Origin of the sequence: Actinomadura sp. NPDC048394 (genome assembly GCF_040651755.1) — a bacterium.
Lineage (GTDB): Bacteria > Actinomycetota > Actinomycetes > Streptosporangiales > Streptosporangiaceae > Spirillospora > Spirillospora montaniterrae.
On sequence record NZ_JBEZJL010000046.1, the window covers coordinates 1 to 22,604 of the forward strand.

Below are 22,604 nucleotides of genomic sequence, written 5' to 3' on the forward strand. Positions count from 1 at the left end.
GTCCATCGCGAAGCGACGCCGAAGGCGCCCTTGACTTTGGAGGGGCGGCCCCGTACGCAAGCGCCACCCCACCACCCGAACACCCCTCTTGTGATTCTCCCGGACACCACTCTTGGAGAACCCCGAACACTCCCGGGTGACGATCCCCCGAACACCCCCGGACGACGAACACCCGACACCACCCCCCGGATGACGAACACCCGGCCACCCCTCCACGCCGCCCCTCCACGCCAGCCCTCCACGCCAGCCCTCCACGCCAGCCCTCCACGCCAGCCCTCCACGCCAGCCCTCCACGCCAGCCCCCAAGGGACACCCAAGGGACACCACTAAAACTCCGGAATACCGCCCGACGCCCTGCGAGCGCTCGCGGAGCCATCGTCTCCGTCCTCTCGTTAAGGGGTTGGTCGGGGGTGGGGGGCGCGGCTAGCGTGCGGAGGGTGGATCTCTTCGAACGGTCGTGGGCGGCGTTGCTCGCCGCGGTCGCCGGTCTTTCCGACGAGGACTTCGAGCGGCCGTCCGGTTGCGCCGGGTGGCTCGTACGGGACCTCGCGTGCCACCTCGTCATCGACGCGCAGGACGTCCTGATCACCCTGGTGACGCCCGCCGCGACGGAGCCGACGGCGGACGCGGTGACCTACTGGGACGTCGCGGACGCGCCGCCGACCGGCGACGATCCGCTCGACGCGCTGATTCCGCGGCTCGCCGCGGCGTACGGGGAGCCGCGGTGGCTGAAGTTCCATCTCGACGACGTCGGGTCCGCGGCGGGGCGTGCGGCGGGGCTCGCGGATCGGGCGGCGCGGGTGAGCACGCAGGGCAAGGTGCTGACGGTGGCGGACTTCCTTTCGGCTTACGTCCTCGAATGGACGATGCATCACCTCGATCTGGTCGCGCATCTGCCGTCCGTCGCGGGGCCTTCGGTGGAGGCGCTCGCGGCGACGCGGGCGTTGCTGGAGGGGATCGCCGGGGCGGCTTTCCCCGCTTCGTTCTCCGACACGGACGCGCTGCTGGTCGGTACGGGTCGGCGGGCTGCGTCCGGTGCGGAGAAGGAGGCGCTGGGCGAGCTGGCCGCGAAGGTGCCGCTCATCCTCGGCTGAAGGAAACCGCGGCTCAGCGCGAGGTGAACGCTTCGGCGGTGCGGCCGGGGCTGGCGAAGGCGAAGACGGAGTGCGGGTCGTAGCCGGAGAACAGCAGCCGGATGACCACGATGGCCATGGCCTCCAGGTTGCGGGCCTGCCGGAGGTCGCCGGCGTCGAGGGGTTCGGCGCCGAGGTCGGTGATGAGGGTGCGGGCGGCGGGCTTGGCCTCCTCGTCGCCGGCGAACGGGACGGCGAGGGGGCGGCCGTCGAAGGCGGGCGGGGTCATCGCCCAGACGGACGCGTGGGCCTGGTTGAACGCCTTGACGACGTGGGCTCCGGGGGCGAGGCGGGCGATCTCCTCGGCCATGGACGTACCGTCCTGGTAGGTGACCTGGGAGAAGTCGCTGACGTCGACGGCGTTGCCGCAGTCGATCACGGGCTTGCCGGCGAGGGCGCCGCCGGCGGCGGCGAGGGTCTCCTCCAGGCCCTCGCGGCGGACGGCGACGAGGACGGCGTCACCGAACTCGGCGGCGTCGCGGAGGGTTCCGGCGCGGGCGCCGATGCGCTTGGCGAGCGCCTCGGCCTTCTCGGGCGTGCGGCCGCCGATCAGGACGTCGTGTCCGGCGCGGATCCAGCCGGCGGCGAGGGACTCGGTCATCATTCCCGCTCCGAGCACACCGATCTTCATGAGGGCCTCCCATGGACCTGTCGGGTTCTGCGAAGGAATGTAGGAGCCCGTGGGGAACCGGTCGGTTCCTAGGCGGGGCGGGCGGCGAGGAGCGCGTCGGTGTTCTCCTCCGCCCAGCGGGACAGGGCGCAGACGGGGACGAGGAGGCTGCGGCCGAGGGCGGTGAGGCGGTACTCGGTGCCGGGCGGGGCGGTGCGCAGCTCGCGGCGCTCGACGAGGCCGTTGTCGGCGAGGCGGCGCAGCGTCTGGGTGAGCATCTTGTTGCTGATCCCGCCGATCTTCGCGCGGAGCTCGCCGTACCGGGCGGGGCCGCGGCCGAGGGCGGTGATCACGACGACGGACCAGGTGTCGGAGATCAGCGCGAGGGTGGTGCGGGCGGGACAGTCGGCGAGGAACACGTCGTAGGCGACCACGTCCGGCAGATTACGCCTCTCCGGCGGGACGGCGGGCCCGGGCGAGGAGCGCGGCGGCGGGGCCGGTGGGGTCGGCGCCGGTGCGCCAGACGGCGCGCAGGGACCGTTCCACCGTCATGCCGGCGATCTCGATCCCGGTGAGGGTGCCGGCGGCGAGGTCGGCTGCGACGACGAGCTCGCTGATCAGGGCGGGTCCGGCGCCGGCGACGACCGCGTTGCGGACGGCGGTGCTCGACCCGAGTTCGAGCAGCGGCGGGACGGGTTCCAGACCGTGCGCGGCGAACGCCTGCGCGGCGGCCTGCCGGGTGCCGGAGCCGGCCTCCCGGGTGATCAGCGGGGTGGCGGCGACCTCGGCCGGGTCGACGGGGCGGCGGCGCCGCGTCCAGCGGTGGCCGGGCGGGGCGACGAGGACGAGCCGGTCCCCGGCGACGGCGCGGGAGCGGAGCCCGGACGGTCGGCCGGGCGACTCGATGAAGCCGAGGTCGATCTCGCCGTGCCGGGCGAGTTCGCAGACCCGGGAGGAGTTGGTGACCTGGAGGCCGACGTGCAGGCCGGGGTCGGCGCGGCGGAGGTCGCCGATCCAGGCGGGCAGCAGGTACTCGGCGACGGTGAGGCTGGCCGCGACGGACAGCTGCGCGGTGCGGGCGCGGTGCAGGGCGGCGGCGCCGTCGGTGAGGGCGGTGAGGTCGTCGAGGACGCGGCGGGCCCATCCGGTGACGAGGGTCCCGTCGGCGGTGAGGGCGGAGCCGCGGCGGGTGCGGTCGAGGAGGCGCAGCCCGAGCCGGCGCTCCAGCCGGGACAGCCGCTTGCTGGCCGAGGGCTGGCTGATGCCGAGCTCGGCGGCCGCGGCGGTGAGGCTGCCCTGGTCGGCGACGTGCACGAGCAGCTGGAGCGATTCCAGGTCCGGGGGTTGTGCCATGCCCTCAGGTTATGACGTGAGGCCGAATCGCCCGCTTCCGGCGCGGCCGGGGGTGCCGGAGGGTCGGACGCATGAGCACAACGGTGGAGGCGGTGCGGCCGGAGCGGGTGCGGTCGTGGACGAGGCGGACGGGGCCGGGGGTCGCGGTGGCGGCGGCGGGCGCGGCGGCGGCGATGGTGATCAACGGGTGGGTGCCGGCGCTGAGCGCGCTGACGGTGGCGGTGCTGCTCGGCGTGCTGGTCGGCGGGGCGCTGCCGGAGACCACGGCGTGCGGGTTGCAGTGGGCGACGCGCAAGTTCCTGCGGGTCGGTGTGGTGCTGCTGGGCCTGCAGCTCAGCGTGGGCGAGGTGCTGCGGCTCGGCCCGGGGATGCTGGCGGTGGTGCTGGTCACGGTCCTGGCGGGGTTCGCCGGGACGCTGCTGCTCGGCCGGCTGGTCGGGGTGCCGAAGGGGCTGGCGCTGATGGTGGCGACCGGGTTCTCGATCTGCGGGGCGTCGGCGATCGTGGCGATGGACAGCGTCGCGCGCAGCCGCAAGGAGGACGTCGCGACCGGCGTGACGCTCGTGACGATCTACGGCAGCGCGGCGATCGCGGTCGTCCCGTTCCTCGGGACGCACGTGTTCGGGCTGAGCCGCGAGTCGCTCGGCATGTGGGCGGGGCTGAGCGTCCACGAGGTCGCGCAGGTGGTGGCGGCGGCGTCGCCGGCCGGTACCGCGGCGGTCGGGACGGCGGTGGTCGTGAAGCTGACCCGAGTGGTGCTGCTCGCGCCGATGGTCGCGGGGATGGGCGTGGTCGAGCGGCGCGGCGGCGTCCACGCGGAGGGGAAGCGGCCGCCGGTCGTACCGCTGTTCGTCGTCGGGTTCCTGGTGATGCTGGCGCTGCGCAGCACCGGCATGGTCCCGGGGCCGGTGCTGGCGGGCGCCAAGGACGTCTCGACGGTGCTGCTGGCCGCCGCGATGTTCGGCCTGGGGTCGGCGGTGCGCGTCAAGGAGCTGGTGCGGACGGGACGGCGCGGGCTCGTCCTCGGCGCGCTGTCGACCCTGCTGGTCGGAACGGTCGCGCTGACCGCCCTCACCCTGATCCCGCGCTGAACCGAGGGCCTCAGCGCATGACGGTGGTCAGCACGTCGGAGCCGAGCGACAGCAGGAGCTGCGCGTGCAGCCGGTGGTAGATCATGCGGCCTTCGCGGCGGGACGTGATGAGCCCGACCTCGCGCAGCCGCCGCAGGTGCCGGGACACCTGCGGCTCGGAGATGCCGGTCCGCTGCGCCAGCTCGGAGGTGGTGATCGGCTCGCCGAGCAGGTGCCGGCACATCTCGAACCGGCCCGGCTCGGAGATCGCGGCGAGCCGGTCGCGGATGAGGGACTGGCGGGCGGACGGGCGCTGCTCCCAGTCCCCGGCGATGAAGTGGACGACGAGCGGCAGCCCGTCGTCCCCGGTCTTGAGGATGAGGTGCGGCCAGCCGTGCAGGGTCGGGACGAGGAAGCAGCCCCGCTCGGCGACCTTGCCCGTCGCCGACTGGAGCTTGTCGTAGTGGACGCGGGCGGGCCGCTCGGTGACGGTGGCGGTCGGGCTGACCGAGGTGAGCACGGTCAGCGCGGACTCCTTGCGCAGCTGCTCCCGGACGGGCGCGGCGGTGTCCTTCAGGCGCGGCCCGATGCGGCGCCATTCGGCGTCGAAGAACGCGGCGGCGCAGCGTTCGAGGGTGTCGGCGAGGTGCTCGCGGAAGCCGTCCGGGTCCTCGACCAGGGCGCGGGCGAGCTCGCCGCGGGAGAACGAGCGGCGCTCGCTGGCCTTGACGAACGCGCGCCGCACGTCCGCGTCCCGCAGCTTGTCCGCGCCCGGGAACGTCAGCCCCCGGATCGCGAACGCCGCGAGCCGGGTGAACTCGTCCGCGTCGAGGCGGGCGAGGCCGTCCAGCTCGGCGGACAGTTCGAGGTCGAGGGGCTTGCGCATCGGCAGGAACAGCCGGCAGCGGTACCGGGCCCACAGCGGCGCGAACCGGTTCAGCTCCTGGACGAGCGGCTCCGGCAGCGCCTCACGGGTGCGCGCGAGCCACGCCCGCGACTCGGGATGGTGCTCGGGTTCGGCGAGGGTGTGCAGGCATGCCATCAGCTCCGCCAACGGCGACGTCCCCACCGCGAAGTGCGATGCCTGCGCCCCGTCCACGTCGAGCGTGACGACCATGGCCCGAATCCTAACCGCGGCCGGGGCCGCGCCCGGACCCGTCGTCCAGGACGTGCACCGACAACCACGACGGGTGCTCCGGCGACAGGTGCACCTCGTTGACGGCCACGACGCGCCGCCGCGCCGCCGCTTCCGGGCCGCCGGTGTTGGGGTTGACGTCGAAGCGCGGGAAGTTGCTCGACGACACGTCCAGCCGGATGCGGTGGCCCTTGGCGAACAGGTTCGCGGTGTCGGGCGCGGTCACGGTGATCTCGTAGACGGTGCCGGGCCGCATCGGCTCCGGGTTCGCGAACGAGTTCCGGTACCGGCAGCGCAGGATCCCGTCGGTGAGGTTCATCGCGTAGCCGTTGGGATAGTCGGCGTTCGGCGGGTGGACGTCGATGAGCCGGACGGTGAAGTCGGTGTCCGGCGCGCTCGACGCCACCGACAGCCGCACCCGGACCGGACCGGCGATCGCGACGTCCCGCTCCAGCGGCTCGGTCTCGAAGACCAGCACGTCGGGACGGGACGCCAGCGGCAGGTACGGCGGTTCGCAGCCGAACGTGCCGTCGGTCGGGCACTGGTCGAACGCGCCGCCGTGCATGACGGGCTCGCCGGAGGTGATCTGCCCGCCGATCGTCGGGACGGGGTTCGCCGGGTCGAAGTCGTATTCGAGCCGGTCGTCGGCGCCGTCCTGCGGCGGGCTCGCGGTGAGGGAGCCGTCCTGCCGCAGGTAGAGCCGGACGGGGGTCGCCTCCTGCGGCGGCCAGGTGGCGGCGGTGCGCCACTCGCCGCCGTGGTCCAGCCGTCCCTCCGCGTTGCGGCGGCCGCTGCCGCCGCCCATGAGGAAGTACTGGACGCGCGGGAAGTCCTCCCCGGCGCCGTCTCCCGGCGCGTCGCCGCCGCCGAGGTGGCGGGCGAACCAGCGGGCGCGGAACTCCCAGTAGTCGGGGGCGAGGTTGCCGTCCAGGACGGCGCGGGGCCCGAAGTCCACGTCACCGGAGTACCGGACGCTGCGCGCCCCGTGCGTCCACGGCCCGACGACCAGGTACGCCGGGCTCGACTTCGCCTCGGTCAGCGCGCGGAAGTTCTCCACCGCGGTCAGGACGTACGGGTCGTACCAGCTGACCATGTGCAGGCTCGGCACGTCCGGGAACCGGTCGTAGGAGCCGCGCCCGAACAGCCCGAGCCGCTGCCAGAACTCGCCGAACGCGCCGTGCTCCCACTGTTCGAGCAGGTACTCCTCGTACTCGGGGACGGCGCGCAGCGGGGACGCGCCGCGCCGCCACGGCATCGCGCGGAACCAGGCGGGCAGGTCCTGCGACTGCAGCGACGCCCGGACGACGGGGTCGCGGTGCGCGGCGGGGCTGTTCAGCGCGTGCCGGTACGCCCACGTCGCCTGCTTCAGCTCGAACGCGCCGCCCATCCGGATGCCCGCCTCGTATGCGCTGGCGAACCCGCCGGAGTCGACGAACATCGCGGCGAGGTGGCGCGGCGACAGCGCCGCCAGCGCGGTCTGCACGTGCGCGGAGTACGAGACGCCGGTGGTGGCGACGCGGCCGTCGCACCAGGGCTGCGCGCCGATCCACTCGACGGTGTCGTAGCCGTCCTCGGCCTCGCCGAGGTACTTGACGAACTGGCCCTCGGAGTCGCCCCTGCCCCGGCAGTCCTGGCGGACGACGTTGTACCCGCGGCCGACGAAGATCGCCGCGGACCGGTCCGGGAACACCGGCTCGCCGTGCCGGTCCAGACCGTCGGACTCGCGCCGCGCCCGCCGCCCGTACGGCGTGCGTTCCAGCAGGACGGGCCGCGCCGTCAGCTCGCGGCCGGCGCTGTACAGGTCCGCCACCAGGACGGCGCCGTCGCGCATGGCGGTGCGCACGACGCGCCGCCACACCGAGCCGCCGTCCGGCAGCGCGATCTCCTCCGCCTCCTCGGCGACGGCCCCCGATTCCATCACCGTCATGAAGAGGAGCCGCCCTGCGTGCCCTCGGCGCCCTGCCCGTTCCCGCCGGCCTGCCCGTTCCCGCCGTCCTGGCCGACCTGCGAGCCGAGCGCGGGCCAGATCTTCACCAGCTCGGGACGCGGCGCTTCCACGAACCACTTCTTGTAGATCTTCAGGAAGGTGCCGTCCTGCACCATCGCGCCGAGCTGCCCGTCGACGGCCTGCTGGAACTTGGTGTTCTTCTTCTGGACGGCCATCGCGGTGGCGTGGTCGACGGGCGCCGACACCGCGGGCTTGAGCGCGCTGTACTTCTTCAGGTAGGCGTCGGCGTCCGGGCCGCCGACGACGAACGCGTCCAGGTTCCCGGACAGCAGCTGCGACACCGCGGAGTTCTGGTTCTGGAACTGGACCTGCTTCGCGCCCGGCATCTTCGACTTCACGAACTCCTGCTGGACGGCGCCGGTGATGTCGCCGACCCGCTTGCCGGAGAAGTCCGTCAGCTTGGTCGCGGTGGAGTTCTTGCGGGTCAGGACGGTCGTGGTGCTCCAGTACACGCCCTTGGTGAACGACACCTGCTTCTGCCGCTCCGCCGTGACGCCGAGCCCGCTCGCCGCCAGGTCGTACTGGCCGGACGACAGGCCCTGCAGCGCCGCCGGGACCGCGCTCGCCTTGTACTCCACCTTCAGCTTCAGCCGCTTGGCGACCTCGTCGGTGAGGTCGACGATGAAGCCCTGCGGCTTGCCGCCCTTGTCGGCGGTCGCGAACGGCGGCTGGTCGGTGGAGACCGCCGCGAGGACGGTGCCGGCCTCCTCCAGCCCGTACGGGTTGTCCTTGCCGGAGCCGCCACCGCAGCCGGCGAGCGTCAGGGCCGCCGCGGCGACCGCGCCGCCCGCCGCGAAGCGGACGCCGAAAGCCTTGTTCATGTGCTTGTCCTGCCTTTTCGTGGGGGTGTCAGAGGACCTTGGAGAGGAACTCGCGGAACCGCGGGCTGGACGGGGCGTCGAGCACCGCGCGGGCCTCGCCCTCCTCGGCGATCAGCCCGTCGTCCATGAACATCACGCGGTCGGCGGCCTCGCGGGCGAACCCGATCTCGTGCGTGACGACGACCATGGTCATCCCGGTGCCGGCCAGCTCCCGCATCACCGCGAGGACGTCGCCGACCAGCTCCGGGTCGAGCGCGGAGGTCGCCTCGTCGAAGAGCATCACCTCGGGGCTCATCGCGAGGCTCCGGGCGATCGCGACGCGCTGCTGCTGCCCGCCGGACAGGTTCCCCGGCCGCTGCCGGGCCAGATGCCCGAGCCCGAGCCGGGCGAGCTGAGCGTGCCCGATCTCCTCCGCCTCCGCCTTGCCCATCCCGCGGACGTGCCGCAGCGCGAGCGTGACGTTGTCCAGCACGTTCAGGTGCCCGAACAGGTTGAAGTGCTGGAAGACCATGCCGATCTTCGCGCGGGCGGCGTCGACGTCGACCTTCGGGTCGGTGAGCGTCGTCCCGGACACGACCACGCTGCCGGACGTGGGCTGCTCCAGCAGGTTCAGGCACTTCAGCATCGTCGACTTGCCGGACCCGGACCGTCCGAGCACGCACAGCACCTCGCTCGGCGCCACGTCGAAGCTCACCCCGCGCAGGATCTCGGTGTCGCCGTAGGACTTGCGCAGGTCCCGGACGCTGATCGCCGTCTGCGTCTGCGTCGCCGTCGTCATGCCCGCTCCTTCACCGCGGTGCCCGCGGTCAGCTCGCCCGTGGTCGTTACGCCCGCGGCGCCCGCGGCGCCGGTCCCGTCCTCCTGCGTGAGGGCCGCCGCCGGCCGCCGCGCGCCGCGCCCGCCGCCCTCCCGCATCCGCCGGTCCAGCCAGTTGACGAGGTACGTCAGCGGGATCGTGATCACGAGGTAGCAGAGCCCGGCCGCGACCAGCGCCGACGCGTTGTAGCTCGCGGCCTGCCGCTCCTGCGCGATGAAGTACAGCTCCCGCTGCCCGACGCCGAGGCCGAGCAGGTAGACCAGCGAGCTCTCCTTGATGTCGACGATGAACTGCCCGGCGAGGGCGGGCAGCACGTTCCGGATCCCCTGCGGGACCACGACCAGCCGCATCGTCTTCAGGTACGACATCCCGAGGCTGCGGCCCGCCTGCAGCTGCCCGGGCGGCACCGCCTGGATCCCGGACCGGAAGATCTCCGCGCAGTACGCCGCGGAGATCAGCCCGACCGCGATCACCGCGTAGCCGAGCGGGTTGCGGCCGAACGGCCGGACCCCCGCCGCGGGCAGCCCGAGCCCGATCAGGCTGACCGTCACGATCGCCGGCAGCCCCCGGAAGACGTCCACGTAGAGCCGGGCGGGCAGCCGCACCAGCCGCCGGCGCGACAGCAGCAGCACCGCCAGCAGCACGCCGACGACCAGGCCGAACAGGATGGCCAGCACCGCGATCAGCAGCGTGTTGCGCAGCCCCTCGGTCAGCAGCGTCGGGAGTGCGCCACGGATCTCCGACCAGTCGAAGAACGTATGCAGGAAGTCGCTCACACTCGCTCCGATCTCACGGCGTCCACCGGCGGCCCGGCGCACCGGCCGGCCGCCCGGCGGCCCTCGGCCGACCCCGCGTCCACCGCGGACGGGCGTCGCCGGTGCGCTCACACTAGGCGCAGGGTAGGCGACTGAACAGGATCGTTGCGCCAACGCGTTAATCATTGGCCGCACCCTCACATCGGCCGCGCGGACGCTCCGGCCGGCGGCGCGGCCGGGGGCACGGGTGGGGCACGGCCTGGGAAGAACGAAGGGACCGGCCGTGACCTGGGCGGGGTCACGGACGGTCCCTGGGACGGGCCGGCGCGGTCTAGTCGTCGATGGCGGCGTAGGCGGTGGTCCAGAAGTCCTGGAAGTGGTGCGGCGGCTCCGGGGAGGTCATGGCGCGCTGGGTGAAGACCATCCCGATCATGTCCTCGCCGGGGTCGGCGTAGGCGGACGTGCCGAGCCCGCCCGTCCAGCCGAACCGGCCCGGCCGGACGAACAGGTCGTCGCGGCGGCCGTCGACGGCGAGGCCGAAGCCCCAGCCGCCGGAGCCGAGGAACATGCCGTTGCCCGCCTTCTGCTCCGGGGTCAGCCGGTCGGTCGTCATCAGCTCGACGGACGGCCGGGACAGCAGCCGCCCGCCCGGGTAGCGGCCGCCGTCCAGCAGCATCCGCAGGAACGCGCAGTAGTCGTCGACGGTGGAGAGCAGGCCCGGGCCGCCGCTGCCGCCGGGGAAGACCGGCGGGCGGTCGTAGGCGCCCTCGCGGGGGTCGGGGCGGCAGACGAGCGCGCCGGTGCCGGGGTCGGTGGTGTAGGACGCGGCGATCCTGCCGGTGTCGGCGGCCGGCACGGTGTAGCCGGTGTCGCGCATCCCGAGCGGCTCGAAGATCCGCTCGCGGAAGAAGTCCTCCAGCGGGCGGCCGGCGGCGCGGGCGATCAGCACGCCGGCCACGTCCGCGCCGGTGTTGTAGAGCCAGCCGGCGCCCGGCTGGTGCGCGAGCGGCAGCGCGCCGAGCCGCTTCAGCCACTCGTCGGGGCCGCAGGGCGGGCCGTCCGGGCCGTTGTCGACGCCGGTGTCGAGCATCGCCCGCGTGATCGGCGGCAGGCCCTCCGGGAGGAACGAGACGCCGTAGCCGAGCGTGAACGTGAGCGCGTCGCGCAGGGTGATCGGACGCTCCGCGGGGACGGTGTCGTCGAGCGGGCCGTCGAGGCGGCGCAGGACGCGGCGGTCGGCGAGCTCGGGCAGCAGGTGGTGCAGCGGGTCGTCGAGGCGGAGCCGGCACTCCTCGACCAGGATCATCGCGGCGGCGGCGGTGACCGCCTTGGTGAGCGACGCGATCCGGAAGAGGGTGTCGCGCCGCATCGGGGCGTCGCCGCCCGCTTCGAGGGCGCCCGCCTCGATCACGTGCGTGTGCCCGCGCCGGTGGACGAGCGCGACGAATCCGGGCAGCTCGCCGCAGTCGACGAAACCGGTCATCACCCGGCGCATCCGGTCCAGCCCCGTCGCGGAGAACCCGCCGTTGTCGCTCATCGTCGCTCCTCGCGTCGGCTCTTGCAGGTGGATCGGCTCTTGCGGTTATGACCGTCCTGCGGCCCTGAACTCATCGGCACGGAACCCATCGGCCCGGAACCCATCGGCACGGAACCCATCGGCGCGGGGCCGGGTTCAGGCGACGGGTTCCAGGGGCGGGCGGGTGTCGAACTGGGTCTCGTACAGGTCGGCGTAGCGGCCGCCGGCGGCGAGGAGCTCGTCGTGGGTGCCGCGCTCGACGATCCGGCCCTCCTCCACCACCAGGATCAGGTCGGCGGCGCGGACGGTGGACAGCCGGTGCGCGATCACCACGGCGGTGCGCCCGTCGAAGGCCTCGGCGAGGGCCTCCTGAACGGCGGCCTCGGACGTGGAGTCCAGGTGCGCGGTGGCCTCGTCGAGGATGACGACGCGCTGGCGGGCCAGCAGCAGCCGGGCGATGGTGAGCCGCTGCCGCTCGCCGCCCGACAGCCGGTAGCCGCGCTCGCCGACGATCGTGTCGAGGCCGTCCGGCAGGCCCTCGATCAGCGCGTCGAGGCGGGCGCGGCGCAGCACGTCCCACAGCTCGTCCTCGGTCGCCTCGGGGCGGGCCAGCAGCAGGTTGGCGCGGATCGACTCGTGGAACAGGTGGCCGTCCTGGGTGACCATGCCGAGCGTCGCGCGGATCGAGGCGAACGACAGGTCGCGGACGTCGACGCCGCCGAGCCGGACGGTGCCGGAGTCGGCGTCGTACAGCCGCGGCAGCAGCTGCGCGATCGTGGACTTGCCGGCGCCGGACGAGCCGACGAGCGCGACCACCTGCCCGGGTTCGGCGCGGAACGACACGTCGTGCAGGACGTCGACGCCGCCGCGGGTGTCGAGCGTCGCGACCTCCTCCAGCGAGGCGAGGGAGACCTTGTCGGCGGCGGGGTAGGCGAAGGTGACGCCGTCGAACTCGACCGCGACGGGGCCGTCCGGGACCTCGCGCGGCTCGGGCTTCTCGGCGACGAGCGGGCGCAGGTCGAGCACCTCGAAGACGCGCTCGAAGCTGACCAGCGCGCTCATCACCTCGACGCGGGCGCTGGCGAGCGCGGTCAGCGGCGCGTACAGCCGGGTGAGCAGCAGCGCGAGGGCGACGACGGCGCCGGCGTCGAGGTGGCCGCGCAGCGACAGCCAGCCGCCGAGGCCGTAGACGAGGGCGAGGGCCAGGGCGGACACCATCGTCAGCGCGGTGATGAACACGTGCTGCACCATCGCGGTGCGGACGCCGATGTCGCGGACGCGGCGGGCGCGCGCGGCGAACTCGGCGGACTCGCTGTCGGGCCGGCCGAACAGCTTGACCAGGGTGGCGCCGGGCGCGGAGAACCGCTCGGTCATCTGGGTGCTCATCGCGGCGTCGTGCCGGGCGGCCTCGCGCTCCAGCCCGGCGAGGCGGGTGCCCATCCGGCGGGCGGGCAGCACGAAGACCGGCAGCAGCACCAGCGCGAGCAGCGTGACCTGCCAGGAGATGCCGACCATGACGGCGAACGTCAGCAGCAGCGTCACGAGGTTGCTGACCACGCCGGACAGCGTGTCGCTGAACGCGCGCTGCGCGCCGATCACGTCGTTGTTGAGCCGGCTGACGAGCGCGCCGGTGCGGGTGCGGGTGAAGAACGCGACCGGCATCCGCTGGACGTGGTCGAACACGGCGGTGCGCAGGTCGAGGATGAGGCCCTCGCCGATGCGGGCCGACAGCCACCGGTTGGCGAGGCCGAGCCCGCCCTCGGCGACCGCCAGCACCGCGATCAGCACCGCCAGCCCGACCACGGTGGACGTCGCGGACCGGTCGACGATCGCGTTCACCACCCGTCCGGCGAGCACGGGCGTCGCGACGGCGAGCACCGCCATCACCACGCTGAGCAGCAGGAACGCGTACAGGGGCCGGCGGTGGGGGCGGGCGAAGGCGGCGATCCGGCGCAGCGTCGCCTTCGAGAACGGCCGGCGGTCGTCCTGCGCGTTCATGGCGTGGTGCAGCGACATCCACGCGGTGACTTCCATGTCCATGTCGGGCGGTCCTCAGTCGTCGTCGGCTCGGGAGCCCCATCCTGGAACCTCAACGAATGTTGAGGTCAAGTCGTCGGCGAGGCCATCGTCGCGCGCGGGTACGACAATCCGGCGTTGATCACCGATAATCCGGAGTGATCGACGACAGAGGGGGGCGACCGTGGGGACCGGCACCGGTATCGACGTGGAGAAGGCCCGGGCGGACACGCCGGGCTGCGCGCGGGTGGCGCACCTGAACAACGCGGGCGCGGCGCTGCCGCCCGCACCCGTGATCGAGGCGGTCGCGGAGCACTTCGCGCTGGAGACGACGATCGGCGGCTACGAGGCGGCGGAGCAGAACGCGGACGCCGTCGAGCACTTCTACGGCGCGGTCGCAGGGCTGATCGGCGCGCGCGCGGACGAGATCGCCTACGTGGAGAACGCGACGCGTGCCTGGGACATGGCCTTCTACGCGATCCCGTTCGCCGAAGGCGACCGCATCCTCACCACCACCAGCGAGTACTCCAGCAACGCGATCGCCTACCAGCAGGTCGCCGCTGCCAAGGGCGCCCGGGTCGAGGTGATCCCCGACGACGCGAACGGCACGCTCGCCCTGGACGCGCTCGAGACCGAACTGGCCAAGGGCGGCGTCCGGCTCGTCTCGCTCAACCACATCCCGACCTACAACGGGCTCGTCAACCCGGTCGCGGAGGTCGGGCGGCTCTGCCGCGAGCACGGCGTCCTCTACCTGCTGGACGCGTGCCAGTCCGTCGGGCACCTCGCCCTGGACGTCGCCGAGATCGGCTGCGACATGCTGTCCGCGACGGGCCGCAAGTACCTGCGCGGGCCGCGCGGCACCGGGTTCCTGTACGTGCGGCGGGAGATCGTCCGGACGCTGGAACCGCCGTTCCTCGACCTGACCGCCGCCGAATGGAAGGCGCCGAACGGCTTCGAGATCCGGGACGACGCGCGCCGCTTCGAGACCTGGGAGCGGTACGTCGCCGGGCAGATCGGGCTCGCCGCCGCCGCCGACTACGCGTCCGCGCTCGGCGTCGCCGCCATCGAGGAGCGCGTCACCGGCCTCGCGGCGTCACTGCGCCGGATGCTGGCCGGCCGGCCCGGCGTCACCGTCCTCGACCGCGGGGAGCACCCGTCCGGCATCGTCACGTTCACCGTGGACGGCCATACCGCCGAGGCGATCAAGGCGGCGGCGCGGGCCCGCGACGTCAACGTCAGCGTGGCGGAGCCGAGGACCCACGGGTACGACCCGCACGGCCTCGACGCGGCCGTGCGGGCCTCCGTGCACTACTACAACACCGAAGAGGACCTGGAGCGCCTGCTCGCGGCCCTCCCCTAGCGCCGGCGCGCCGCCGTCAGGTGTTGGGGCGGGCGGCGCTGATGTCGGCGAGGGCCGACGCGGAGTCCCTCTCGATCGCCAGGTCGCCGATGGAGACGATGCCGACGGGGCGCCCGTCCTCCAGGACGGGCAGCCGCCGCACGGACCGCTCCCGCATGATCTGCGCGGCCTTGTCGAGCGAGTCGTCCGGCCCGACCGTCGCGGTGACGCTGCTGGCGAGCCCGCCGATCGTGGCCTGGGCCGGGTCGCCGCCCGCGGCGAGCCCGCGCACCACCAGGTCGCGGTCGGTGACGACGCCCAGCAGGTCGTCGCCCTCGGCGACCAGCACCGTGCCGATGTCCTCGTCGCGCATCGCCCGCGCCACCGTGACGATGTCGAGCTCCGGGGACACCGACGTCGGCGAACCGGTCATGATGTCGCGGATCTTCGTGGCCATTGCACACACCCCTCGTGGTCGTCCTGCCGGGAGTTGCGGCCCTACCCGGCAGGACGGCCCCCACTCATCGAGGCCCCGGCGCGGCCGGGGATCACCTCCTGAACGGCGCGAACACCGCCCGCGCCCGCGCCTCGTCGAAGACGAGGCGGTTCGGATCCTCCGGCGCCGGGCGCACCGGCACCGTCACGAACCGGACGGCCCCCGGATCCAGCTTCCGCAGGCTCCCGGCGAAGGCCTCCAGCTCCCCCGGCCCCATCCGCGGGTACGTCCGCACCGCACCCGTCACCGCGGTCAGGAACCGCGCCAACCGCACCGGGTCGGCCAGCACCCCGCTCTTCGCCTTGCGGGCCACGGCGGCCATGAACTGCTGCTGCCGCTTGATCCGGTCCAGGTCCGAGCCGTCGCCCAGCCCGTGCCGGGCCCGCACGAACGCCAGCGCCCCCTCCCCGTTCACGGTCTGCCGCCCCGCCCGCAGCAGCGGCCGCCCCTGCGGATCGAGGATCGTCTTCGGGACGGTGACGGGCACGCCGCCCAGCGCGTCGACGATGCCCTTGAACCCGCGGAAGTCCACCTCCACCGCCGTGTCGACGGGCACGAGCGTCGCCTTCTCGACGGCCTTGAGCAGGCACGGCACCCCGCCGACGCCGTACGCCCCGTTGATCAGCCCCCGGTACGCCGGGATCGTCTTGCCCTTGGCGGACTTGCACGCCGGGACGTCCACCAGCGAATCGCGCGGGATGCTCACCGCCTCGGCGCGCGCGCGGTCGGCCGGTAGGTGCACCAGCACGATCGTGTCCGACCTCGCCGGGCCGCCGCCCCTCGCGTCCGACCCCACCAGCAGGACGTTCATCGCCTTCGCGGCGGCCGGGGTCTTCGCCGCCACCGGCGGCGCGCCGCGCCCGTGCAGCAGGAACGCCGGCACCAGGATCGCCGCCGCCGTCACCACCGCGACCACGCCGAGCAGCGTCCAGCGCCCCCCGGGCGGCCGGAACCCCCGGCGGGCCCGCGCCGCGTCCAGCAGCCGTCCCCGCTGCCGCGCCAGCGTCGCCGGCGGCTCATCGCTCAGCTCGCGGCCGAGGTCGCGGAGCAGTTCCAGATCGTCCACGGTCACTCCTCCTCGTCCATCGGGTTGGTGTCGCCGAGCGCCGCGCGCACCTTGCGCCGCGCCCGGTTCAGGCGGGACCGGACCGTGCCGACCGGTATCCCGAGGGCCCGCGCGACCTCCTCGTACGCCAGGTCGCCCCACGCCACGAGCAGCAGGACGTCCAGGTCCCGGCGCGGCAGCCCGGCCAGCGCCTCGGCCAGGGCGGGACGCGACGCCCACGCCGTCACCCCGGCCGCGACCCGCTCCGCCGGGCCCTCGGCCGGACCGTCCACCGGGCTGCGGCGCAGCGCCCGGTACCGCGCCGCCTCCGACCGGTGGTGGCGGGCGACGAGCTTCGTCGCGATCCCGAACAGCCACGGCCGCGCGTCGCGCTGCGCCAGGTCGTAGCGGTGCCGCTTGCTGAAGGCGGCGAGGAACGTCTCACCGACGACGTCCTCGGCCGCCTCCGGCCCCAGCCGGCGCGACACGTACCGGTAGAGCATGGCGGAGTAACGGTCGAACAACGCGGCGAACGCCTCGGGCTCGTCGAACGACCGCCCGATCAGATCGGCATCGCAGTCCGGAACCGTAGAGGGTGCGGTCATCGCGGACACCATGGCATGCGGACCCGGCCTTCTTGTGGGGGACAGTGTCAGCGGTGTATCTCCGCAACCGCGGCCCCGGGTTCACGGGGGTTTCGGGGCGTGCGGCGGGGGCGCGCCATGCCGCTGCAGATCACTGATGCATAACAGAGCGAACCTCGCCGCTAAAGTGGACATCTTTCAATGTGCACGGGGGATCCACGCCGAAGGACCACCCTCGTCCGCATGCGTGATCACCGAGCCTATGAGGGGGCAGGCCCGTGAACGACGTCCCGAAGGAACCGGAGCCGGCCGACCGCCCGGAGGACGCCGAACACGAGCCCGGCCGGACCGCCACCGCCGAGTTCCGCATCCCCGCGCCCGCCCCGGCCAAGAACGCCTCGCTGACCAGGCCCGACATCCGGCGCCCGGCCGAACCCGCGGAGGACGACGCCGAGCCGGCGGACGAGGAGGAGCCGGACGCGCCCGCCCTGGAGGAGGACGAGGGTCCCGGGGAGGCGTCCGATCAAGGCGCGCCGTCTGAGGCCGAGAGTACGGACGAAGAAGAAAGTCCCGAAGAGGCGCCGGAAATCGCGGACGCGGAAGAAGAGCCGGAAACGGAAGCCGCGAAGGGTGCCCCGGAGGAGCGCGCCGAGGCGGCCGGGGCCGGGCATGTGCCGGGGCCGTCTCCTGCTCCGGCGGACGGCGCCGAGGCCGCGCGGGACACCGTCGACGAGCCGGAGGCGCTGCCGGAAGCTTTGCCGGAGGACGAGCCGGACGGCAGCGCGGCATCCGAGGAGGACGAGCCGGAAAGCGCCGTCGCGTCCGGTGAGGCGTCGGACGCGGAGGACGAGCGGCCCGGCGAGCCGCAGAGCACCGCGGAGGCGCCCGCGCCCGAGCCGTGGACGGGGCCGCCGGCCGCGGTGACGCGGGTCGAGCGGCTGCCCGTCTCCTGGGAGGCGCCCGCGCCGGGAAGCAACGCCGAGCAGGGGCCGGCGGCGCCGGCGCGGCCGGGCGGGCAGGAGTGGTGGGAGACGCCGCACCAGGCGCCCGCATCGGGGGCGTGGGAGGCGCGGCGGCAGGCGCCTGCGGGCGAGTTCAGGCCCGAGTCCGTCCGCTGGGACGCGCCGCCGCAGAGCGCGCCGCCGCAGAGCGCGGGGCAGCAGGGCGCGGGGGTGCCGGTGCGGCCCGGGCAGAGCGGCCCTTGGGAGGTCGCGGCGCCGCAGGCGCCCGCGCCGCCGCAGCCGATCGCCGAGGCGGAGAGGCGGCCGAAGCGGCGGCGCCTGGCCATCGTGCTCGTCGCGGCGCTGGTGCTGATCGTGGGCGTGGCGGCCGGGCAGCTGATCCGGCCCGTCCCGGATCCGACGGTGAAGCTGAGCCTGGCGTCCAGCCACGTGTTCCAGGGCGCGGCGCCTTCGCTGCCGTGGCCGGCGGTGGGCCAGTCGACGGTGTACGTGGACGGGCTGGGGACGATGGGGTCGTCCGGCGGGTCCGCGCCGACGCCGACGGCGAGCGTCGCGAAGGTGATGACGGCGTACGTGTACCTGCGCGACCATCCGCTGAAGTCGGGCGAGGCGGGGCCGGTGCTGGCGGTGTCGCCGCAGGGCGTGGCGGAGATCCCGGCGCGCAAGAAGCGCGGGGAGTCGCTGCTCGGCATCACGGCGGGGCAGCGGCTGACCGAGCGCAAGGCACTGGAGGCGCTGCTGATCATCTCGGCGAACGACCTGGCGCACGAGCTGGCGCGCTGGGACTCGGGCGGCGACCAGCCGTTCGTCGCGAAGATGAACGCGGCGGCGCGGGAGCTCGGGATGACGAGCACCCGCTACACCGATCCGAGCGGCTACGACTCGGGGACGGTCAGCACCGCGGCGGACCAGGTGAAGCTGCTGCGGGCGGCGATGAAGGTGCCGGCGTTCACCGAGATCGTGAACCGGCGGGCGTACGTGCCGGACGACGGGAGCCCGGCGCGGCCGGGCGGGAACGTCCTGGTCGGGCAGTACGGGGTGGTCGGCGGGAAGACCGGCTACACCGACGCGGCCGGCGGGAACTTCGTGTTCGCGGCGCGCAAGAGGGTCGGCGGCGTGCCGACGCTGATCCTGGGCGCGGTGATGGCGCAGAAGTCGCCGAGTGCGCAGGGCGCCGTGGAGGCGGCCGGGCAGCTGATCCAGGCGGTGGAGGGCGCGATGACGGCGGCGACCCTGGCGCCGAAGGGCGCCAGGGTCGGGACGGTCGACGACGGGCTCGGCGGGACGACGCCGCTGCGCGCCGCGTCCCCGGTGACGGTCGTGGGGTGGCCGGGCCTGCGGGTTCCGGTCGGGATCCAGGGCGACCCGCCGCACCAGGGCGGTGCCGGTGAGCGGGTCGGCGAGGTGACGGCGGGTGCCGCGACGGTGCCGCTGGTGCTCGGCGCGGAGCTGGACGAGCCGTCGTACCTGAAGCGGCTGATCCGGGTGAACTAGCCGGCGTAGAGGGCGGACAGGAACCGGAGGAGGAGGGCCTCGCGGGTGGCCGGGGGCAGCCCGTTGAGGACGGTGTTGACGACGGCCATCTCGGGGCCGCCGCCGTCGAGGTCGACGCCGACGGCGGCGAGGAGGCCGGTGAATCCGGCGTCGTCGAGGGAGTCGAGGTCGAGCCCGGCGAGGGCGTCGAGGAGGTCGGCCGGCACGTCGGGCGGTCCGGCGGCGCGGGCGGCCTTGGCGGCGTCGGCGAGCGCGGACAGCAGCGCGTCGACGTCGCTGACGCCGGTGAGGGTGAAGTGCAGGTTCGGCGGGATGCCCTGGTAGGCGAGCTGCGGCTGGAAGAACCAGCCGCGGGCGCGGGCCTCGTCGGCGATGGTGAAGACGTCGAGGGCGGGGTCGTCGGACGCGACGGCGACGAGGGGGACGGCCGGGTCGCCGAGCACGCGGAGGCCGGGGATCCCGGCGACGCCCGCGATGAACCGTTCGGCGGTGTCCATGGCGGTGGCGGCGAGGTCGCGGTAGCCCTGCGCGCCGACGGCGTTGAGGGTGGCCCAGGCGGCGCCGAGCGGGCCGGCGCTCTTGCTGCTCTGGACGCCGGCGTTGATGACGGTGTACCCGGGCCATTCGGCGGACGCGAAGTACGCGGCGCGGCGGACGGACTCGTCGGCGAACAGCACGACGGACGCGCCCTTGGGCGCGTACCCGTACTTGTGCAGGTCGCAGGAGATGGATGTGACGCCGGGGACGGACAGGTCGAACGGCGGGACGGGGCGTCCGAGGTCGCGGAGCCACGGCAGCACCCAGCCGCCGACGCAGGCGTCGACGTGGCAGAGCACCCCGGCGGACGCGGCGATGGCGGCGATCTCCTCGACCGGATCCATGACGCCCTGCGGGTAGGACGGCGCGGACGCGACGACGAGGACGGTGTCGGGCGTGATCGCGGCGGCGACGGCGGCCGGGTCGGCGCGGAAGGCGGCGTCCACCGGGATGTGGTCGACGTCGAGGCCGAGGTAGTGCGCGGCCTTGTGGAACGCGGGGTGCGCGGTGGCCGGCAGGACGATCCGGGGGCGTCCGGCGACGGGCCGGGCGTCGCGGGCGCCCTTCACCGCGAGCATGATCGATTCGGTGCCGCCGCTGGTGAAGATGCCGGTGCCGCCGCCGAGCCTGTCCGCGACGGCGGCGACGATGCGGCGCTCCAGCGCGACGATGCTGGGGAACGCGGTCGGGTCGAGGCAGTTGACCTCGAGCATCTCCTGGAAGGCGGTGGCGGCGAGGTCGTGCACGGCCGCGCGTCCGGTGTCGTAGACGTAGGCGGTGACGTGGCCGCCGCGCACGGGCAGGTCGGCGTCGCGGAGCCGGGCGAGCTCGGCGAGCAGGTCGGCGGCCGGGCGGCCGTGCTCGGGCAGGGCGGTCTCAGACGGCATGGGGCTGCGCTTCCTCGGTGGTTCGGTGGGCGGCGGCGAGCCGGCGGTAGGCCAGCAGGAGCGGGACGGCCAGCAGGAACAGCAGGGCCGGGACGATCGTGAACCCGAAGGTCAGCCCGGTGAGGGCGGAGCCGGTCTGGTGGACGGGCTCGTCCAGGTCGGACGACCGGAACGACGACACCGACAGCACCAGCGCGAACACGCCGGGGCCGAGGGCGAGGGCGCCGGTCTCGGCGGCCGTCCACAGCCCGGTGAACGCGCCGGCCTGGGCCTGCCCGGTGCGTCCCTTGTCGGCGTGGACGGTCTCGGGCAGCAGCGACAGCGGGAACAGCTGGACGGCGGCGTAGCAGACGCCGGTCAGCGCGGCGAGGAGCAGCACGCCGGGCCGGGAGCCGGCGGAGATCGCCGGGTAGGACGCGAAGCCGGTGGCGGCGAACATCGCGAGCGCCGTGACGTAGCAGGGGACGATCCCGTACCGGACGGACATCTTCCGCCACAGCGGGACGGCGAACGCGCTCGGCCCGACCATGCAGACGAACATCGCGGAGGTGAGGCCGTAGTCGTCGAGCCGGTAGGTCGCGACGTAGGGGGCGCCCGCCAGCATGATGGCGACGGCGAGGGTGTGCGCGACGTAGCCGCCGAGCAGCGCGAAGAACGGGCGGTTGCCGCGGGCGGCGCGCAGCGCGGCGGCCAGGCCGAGGGGGCGCGGGCCGGGGGTGGACGGGATCCACCGGTTGGCCAGCGCGCTGGTGATCAGCGCGGCGCCCATGACGGCCCCGATGACGGCGCCCATCAGCGCGTATCCGCCACGTCCTCCGCCGGCGGAGTCCGACAGGGCGGGCGCGAGGCCGCCGGCGACGAGGATGCCGAGGGTCAGGCAGACGACCCGCCACGCCATCGCCCGGCCGCGTTCGGACGGCTCGTCGGAGATCTCGGCGGGCAGCGCCACGTACGGCACCTGGAAGCAGGCGAAGGCACTCGCCGCCAGCAGGAACGCGACCGCCGCCCAGCCGGCGCCGAAGCCCGGCGAGTCGACCGGGACGGCGAACATGGCGGCGAACAGGAACGGCAGCGTCGCGCCGCCGATCAGCAGCAGCCGGGTGCGGCGGCCGGTCCGGACGGCCTCGCGGTCGCTGGCGGCGCCGACGATCGGGTTGAGCACCACGTCCCACGCCTTCGGGACGACCAGCACGGCGCCGGCGATCGCGGCGGAGACGCCGAGGACGTCGGTCAGGTAGTACAGGAGCAGTAGGCCGGGCACCGCGGAGAACACGCCGGTGCCGACGGATCCGACGCCGTAGCCGAGGAGCCGCCGCCGCGGTAGCGCCGCGCTCGCGGTCGCGGTGCGCGCCGTCACAGCGCGGCCCGGGCGTCGAGGTTCAGTCCGGCGAGGACGAGCCGGTGCAGGTTGGCGCGGAAGCGGGCGAGCGCCGCCGGGTCCTCCATGCGGTGCCGCCGGCCGTCGCCGCGCAGGACGCCGCCCTGGGCGAACCCGTGGGTGCACCAGATGACGCTCCAGGTGACGTACTCGACGTCGGCGTCGTCGCCCACGATCCCGCCGACCTCGCGGACGACCGCCTCCATCAGCGGTTCGACGTAGCGGGCCTCCAGGTCCGCGATGTCGGAGGCGTCCGACAGCCAGCGGTGCATCCACAGGGCGGGGATCTCGGGGTGGGCGGCGCAGAAGTCGACGTAGCGGTCGACGAGGGCGAGGATCCCGGCGGCGTCGGGGGTGAGGTCGGCGAGGGCGGTCTCGAGGGCGGCGCGTTCGGCCCGGTGGGCGCGTTCCATCACGGCGAGGTAGAGGTCGCGCTTGCCGCCGGTGTGGTAGGCGACGGTGGCGATGTTGAGGCCGGCCGCGTCGGCGATCTGGCGGGTGGAGGTGCCGTCATAGCCGAGTTCGGCGAACAGCCGGGTCGCGACGTCGAGGATGCGCTCCCGGCCGGAGTCGCTGGTCATGGGCAGCAACCGTAGGGTCCCGCCCGGCGCTTGGTCAATCGCTTGATGGAAAAGGCCGCCGGCGGTG

The 22,604-nt window shown here is 74.1% G+C and carries 20 protein-coding genes; 4 read left to right on the forward strand and 16 right to left on the reverse strand.

Going from position 1 to position 22,604, the window contains the following annotated elements:
* Nucleotides 1-437: 437 nt before the first annotated feature.
* On the forward strand, nt 438-1,094 hold the full coding sequence (locus AB0C78_RS30135) for a maleylpyruvate isomerase N-terminal domain-containing protein (protein WP_360754281.1): 657 nt from the start codon (nt 438-440) through the stop codon (nt 1,092-1,094).
* A gap of 13 nt (nt 1,095-1,107) precedes the next feature.
* Here the strand turns inward: AB0C78_RS30135 and AB0C78_RS30140 are convergent, their stop codons facing one another.
* From AB0C78_RS30140 to AB0C78_RS30150, 3 genes are all read right to left on the reverse strand, one after another.
* Nucleotides 1,108-1,764 (reverse strand): NAD(P)-binding domain-containing protein, encoded by a 657-nt coding sequence (locus tag AB0C78_RS30140; protein WP_360754284.1) that lies wholly within the window; start codon nt 1,762-1,764, stop codon nt 1,108-1,110.
* A 68-nt stretch (nt 1,765-1,832) separates the two neighbouring features.
* Nucleotides 1,833-2,177, reverse strand: a complete 345-nt coding sequence (locus AB0C78_RS30145) for a helix-turn-helix domain-containing protein (RefSeq protein WP_360754287.1) — start codon at nt 2,175-2,177, stop codon at nt 1,833-1,835.
* A gap of 10 nt (nt 2,178-2,187) precedes the next feature.
* Nucleotides 2,188-3,096 (reverse strand): LysR family transcriptional regulator, encoded by a 909-nt coding sequence (locus tag AB0C78_RS30150; protein ID WP_360754290.1) that lies wholly within the window; start codon nt 3,094-3,096, stop codon nt 2,188-2,190.
* A 71-nt stretch (nt 3,097-3,167) separates the two neighbouring features.
* On the opposite strand from AB0C78_RS30150, the gene AB0C78_RS30155 reads away from it, so the two are divergent.
* Nucleotides 3,168-4,187: a putative sulfate exporter family transporter gene (locus AB0C78_RS30155; RefSeq protein ID WP_360754293.1), complete on the forward strand. Its 1,020-nt coding sequence runs from the start codon at nt 3,168-3,170 to the stop codon at nt 4,185-4,187.
* 10 nt (nt 4,188-4,197) lie between these two features.
* Here AB0C78_RS30155 and AB0C78_RS30160 read toward each other — a convergent pair whose 3' ends face one another.
* The 7 genes from AB0C78_RS30160 to AB0C78_RS30190 form a co-directional block, all read right to left on the reverse strand.
* The gene (locus tag AB0C78_RS30160) at nt 4,198-5,283 is read right to left on the reverse strand and encodes a DUF5937 family protein (RefSeq protein ID WP_360754296.1); all 1,086 of its coding nucleotides are present in this window, start codon (nt 5,281-5,283) and stop codon (nt 4,198-4,200) included.
* Between the two features lie 10 nt (nt 5,284-5,293).
* Nucleotides 5,294-7,228, reverse strand: coding sequence for a CocE/NonD family hydrolase (locus AB0C78_RS30165; protein WP_360754299.1), 1,935 nt, complete (start codon nt 7,226-7,228; stop codon nt 5,294-5,296).
* The gene (locus tag AB0C78_RS30170) at nt 7,225-8,130 is read right to left on the reverse strand and encodes a transporter substrate-binding domain-containing protein (RefSeq protein ID WP_360754302.1); all 906 of its coding nucleotides are present in this window, start codon (nt 8,128-8,130) and stop codon (nt 7,225-7,227) included. The genes AB0C78_RS30165 and AB0C78_RS30170 overlap by 4 nt, the downstream gene beginning before the upstream one ends.
* A gap of 28 nt (nt 8,131-8,158) precedes the next feature.
* Complete coding sequence (locus AB0C78_RS30175) at nt 8,159-8,908, reverse strand: amino acid ABC transporter ATP-binding protein (protein WP_360754305.1); 750 nt, start codon at nt 8,906-8,908, stop codon at nt 8,159-8,161.
* Entirely contained in the window at nt 8,905-9,723 is an 819-nt protein-coding gene (locus AB0C78_RS30180; protein WP_360754308.1) for an amino acid ABC transporter permease, read from the reverse strand. Before AB0C78_RS30180 ends, AB0C78_RS30175 begins: the two co-directional genes overlap by 4 nt.
* A 310-nt stretch (nt 9,724-10,033) precedes the next feature.
* On the reverse strand, nt 10,034-11,239 hold the full coding sequence (locus tag AB0C78_RS30185; protein WP_360754311.1) for a serine hydrolase domain-containing protein: 1,206 nt from the start codon (nt 11,237-11,239) through the stop codon (nt 10,034-10,036).
* A gap of 135 nt (nt 11,240-11,374) precedes the next feature.
* Nucleotides 11,375-13,258: an ABC transporter ATP-binding protein gene (locus AB0C78_RS30190; protein WP_360754314.1), complete on the reverse strand. Its 1,884-nt coding sequence runs from the start codon at nt 13,256-13,258 to the stop codon at nt 11,375-11,377.
* Nucleotides 13,259-13,418: 160 nt separating this feature from the next.
* On the opposite strand from AB0C78_RS30190, the gene AB0C78_RS30195 reads away from it, so the two are divergent.
* Nucleotides 13,419-14,594 carry an aminotransferase class V-fold PLP-dependent enzyme gene (locus tag AB0C78_RS30195; protein ID WP_360754317.1) on the forward strand — a complete coding sequence of 392 codons (1,176 nt, stop codon included), beginning with the start codon at nt 13,419-13,421 and terminating at the stop codon, nt 14,592-14,594.
* A gap of 16 nt (nt 14,595-14,610) precedes the next feature.
* Here AB0C78_RS30195 and AB0C78_RS30200 read toward each other — a convergent pair whose 3' ends face one another.
* The 3 genes from AB0C78_RS30200 to AB0C78_RS30210 all read right to left on the reverse strand — a co-directional run bounded on the left by AB0C78_RS30200 (nt 14,611) and on the right by AB0C78_RS30210 (nt 16,719).
* Entirely contained in the window at nt 14,611-15,030 is a 420-nt protein-coding gene (locus AB0C78_RS30200; protein ID WP_151541065.1) for a CBS domain-containing protein, read from the reverse strand.
* A 91-nt stretch (nt 15,031-15,121) separates the two neighbouring features.
* Entirely contained in the window at nt 15,122-16,135 is a 1,014-nt protein-coding gene (locus tag AB0C78_RS30205) for an LCP family protein (RefSeq protein ID WP_360754320.1), read from the reverse strand.
* Nucleotides 16,136-16,137: 2 nt separating this feature from the next.
* Complete coding sequence (locus AB0C78_RS30210; protein ID WP_360754323.1) at nt 16,138-16,719, reverse strand: RNA polymerase sigma factor; 582 nt, start codon at nt 16,717-16,719, stop codon at nt 16,138-16,140.
* Nucleotides 16,720-16,976: 257 nt separating this feature from the next.
* On the opposite strand from AB0C78_RS30210, the gene AB0C78_RS30215 reads away from it, so the two are divergent.
* Nucleotides 16,977-19,154 (forward strand): hypothetical protein, encoded by a 2,178-nt coding sequence (locus tag AB0C78_RS30215; protein ID WP_360754326.1) that lies wholly within the window; start codon nt 16,977-16,979, stop codon nt 19,152-19,154.
* Here the strand turns inward: AB0C78_RS30215 and AB0C78_RS30220 are convergent.
* Genes AB0C78_RS30220 through AB0C78_RS30230 form a run of 3 tightly spaced genes read right to left on the reverse strand, consistent with a single transcriptional unit; the run spans nt 19,151 to nt 22,537 of the window.
* Nucleotides 19,151-20,578 (reverse strand): aminotransferase class V-fold PLP-dependent enzyme, encoded by a 1,428-nt coding sequence (locus tag AB0C78_RS30220; protein WP_360754328.1) that lies wholly within the window; start codon nt 20,576-20,578, stop codon nt 19,151-19,153. The genes AB0C78_RS30215 and AB0C78_RS30220 overlap by 4 nt on opposite strands.
* Entirely contained in the window at nt 20,568-21,935 is a 1,368-nt protein-coding gene (locus tag AB0C78_RS30225; protein WP_360754331.1) for an MFS transporter, read from the reverse strand. The genes AB0C78_RS30220 and AB0C78_RS30225 overlap by 11 nt, the downstream gene beginning before the upstream one ends.
* A complete protein-coding gene (locus AB0C78_RS30230) occupies nt 21,932-22,537 on the reverse strand; it encodes a TetR/AcrR family transcriptional regulator (protein ID WP_360754333.1) in 606 nt (201 codons plus the stop codon). Before AB0C78_RS30230 ends, AB0C78_RS30225 begins: the two co-directional genes overlap by 4 nt.
* Between the last annotated feature and the right edge of the window lie 67 nt (nt 22,538-22,604).

Excerpts from the sequence above, each read along its gene's own strand:
- AB0C78_RS30155 (WP_360754293.1), top strand. The coding sequence starts at position 3,168 with ATGAGCACAACGGTGGAGGCGGTGCGGCCGGAGCGGGTGCGGTCGTGG.
- AB0C78_RS30150 (WP_360754290.1), bottom strand. The coding sequence starts at position 3,096 with ATGGCACAACCCCCGGACCTGGAATCGCTCCAGCTGCTCGTGCACGTC.
- AB0C78_RS30140 (WP_360754284.1), bottom strand. The coding sequence starts at position 1,764 with ATGAAGATCGGTGTGCTCGGAGCGGGAATGATGACCGAGTCCCTCGCC.
- AB0C78_RS30165 (WP_360754299.1), bottom strand. The coding sequence starts at position 7,228 with ATGACGGTGATGGAATCGGGGGCCGTCGCCGAGGAGGCGGAGGAGATC.
- AB0C78_RS30210 (WP_360754323.1), bottom strand. The coding sequence starts at position 16,719 with ATGACCGCACCCTCTACGGTTCCGGACTGCGATGCCGATCTGATCGGG.
- AB0C78_RS30230 (WP_360754333.1), bottom strand. The coding sequence starts at position 22,537 with ATGACCAGCGACTCCGGCCGGGAGCGCATCCTCGACGTCGCGACCCGG.
- AB0C78_RS30170 (WP_360754302.1), bottom strand. The coding sequence starts at position 8,130 with ATGAACAAGGCTTTCGGCGTCCGCTTCGCGGCGGGCGGCGCGGTCGCC.
- AB0C78_RS30160 (WP_360754296.1), bottom strand. The coding sequence starts at position 5,283 with ATGGTCGTCACGCTCGACGTGGACGGGGCGCAGGCATCGCACTTCGCG.
- AB0C78_RS30220 (WP_360754328.1), bottom strand. The coding sequence starts at position 20,578 with ATGCCGTCTGAGACCGCCCTGCCCGAGCACGGCCGCCCGGCCGCCGAC.
- AB0C78_RS30175 (WP_360754305.1), bottom strand. The coding sequence starts at position 8,908 with ATGACGACGGCGACGCAGACGCAGACGGCGATCAGCGTCCGGGACCTG.
- AB0C78_RS30200 (WP_151541065.1), bottom strand. The coding sequence starts at position 15,030 with ATGGCCACGAAGATCCGCGACATCATGACCGGTTCGCCGACGTCGGTG.
- AB0C78_RS30185 (WP_360754311.1), bottom strand. The coding sequence starts at position 11,239 with ATGAGCGACAACGGCGGGTTCTCCGCGACGGGGCTGGACCGGATGCGC.
- AB0C78_RS30190 (WP_360754314.1), bottom strand. The coding sequence starts at position 13,258 with ATGGACATGGAAGTCACCGCGTGGATGTCGCTGCACCACGCCATGAAC.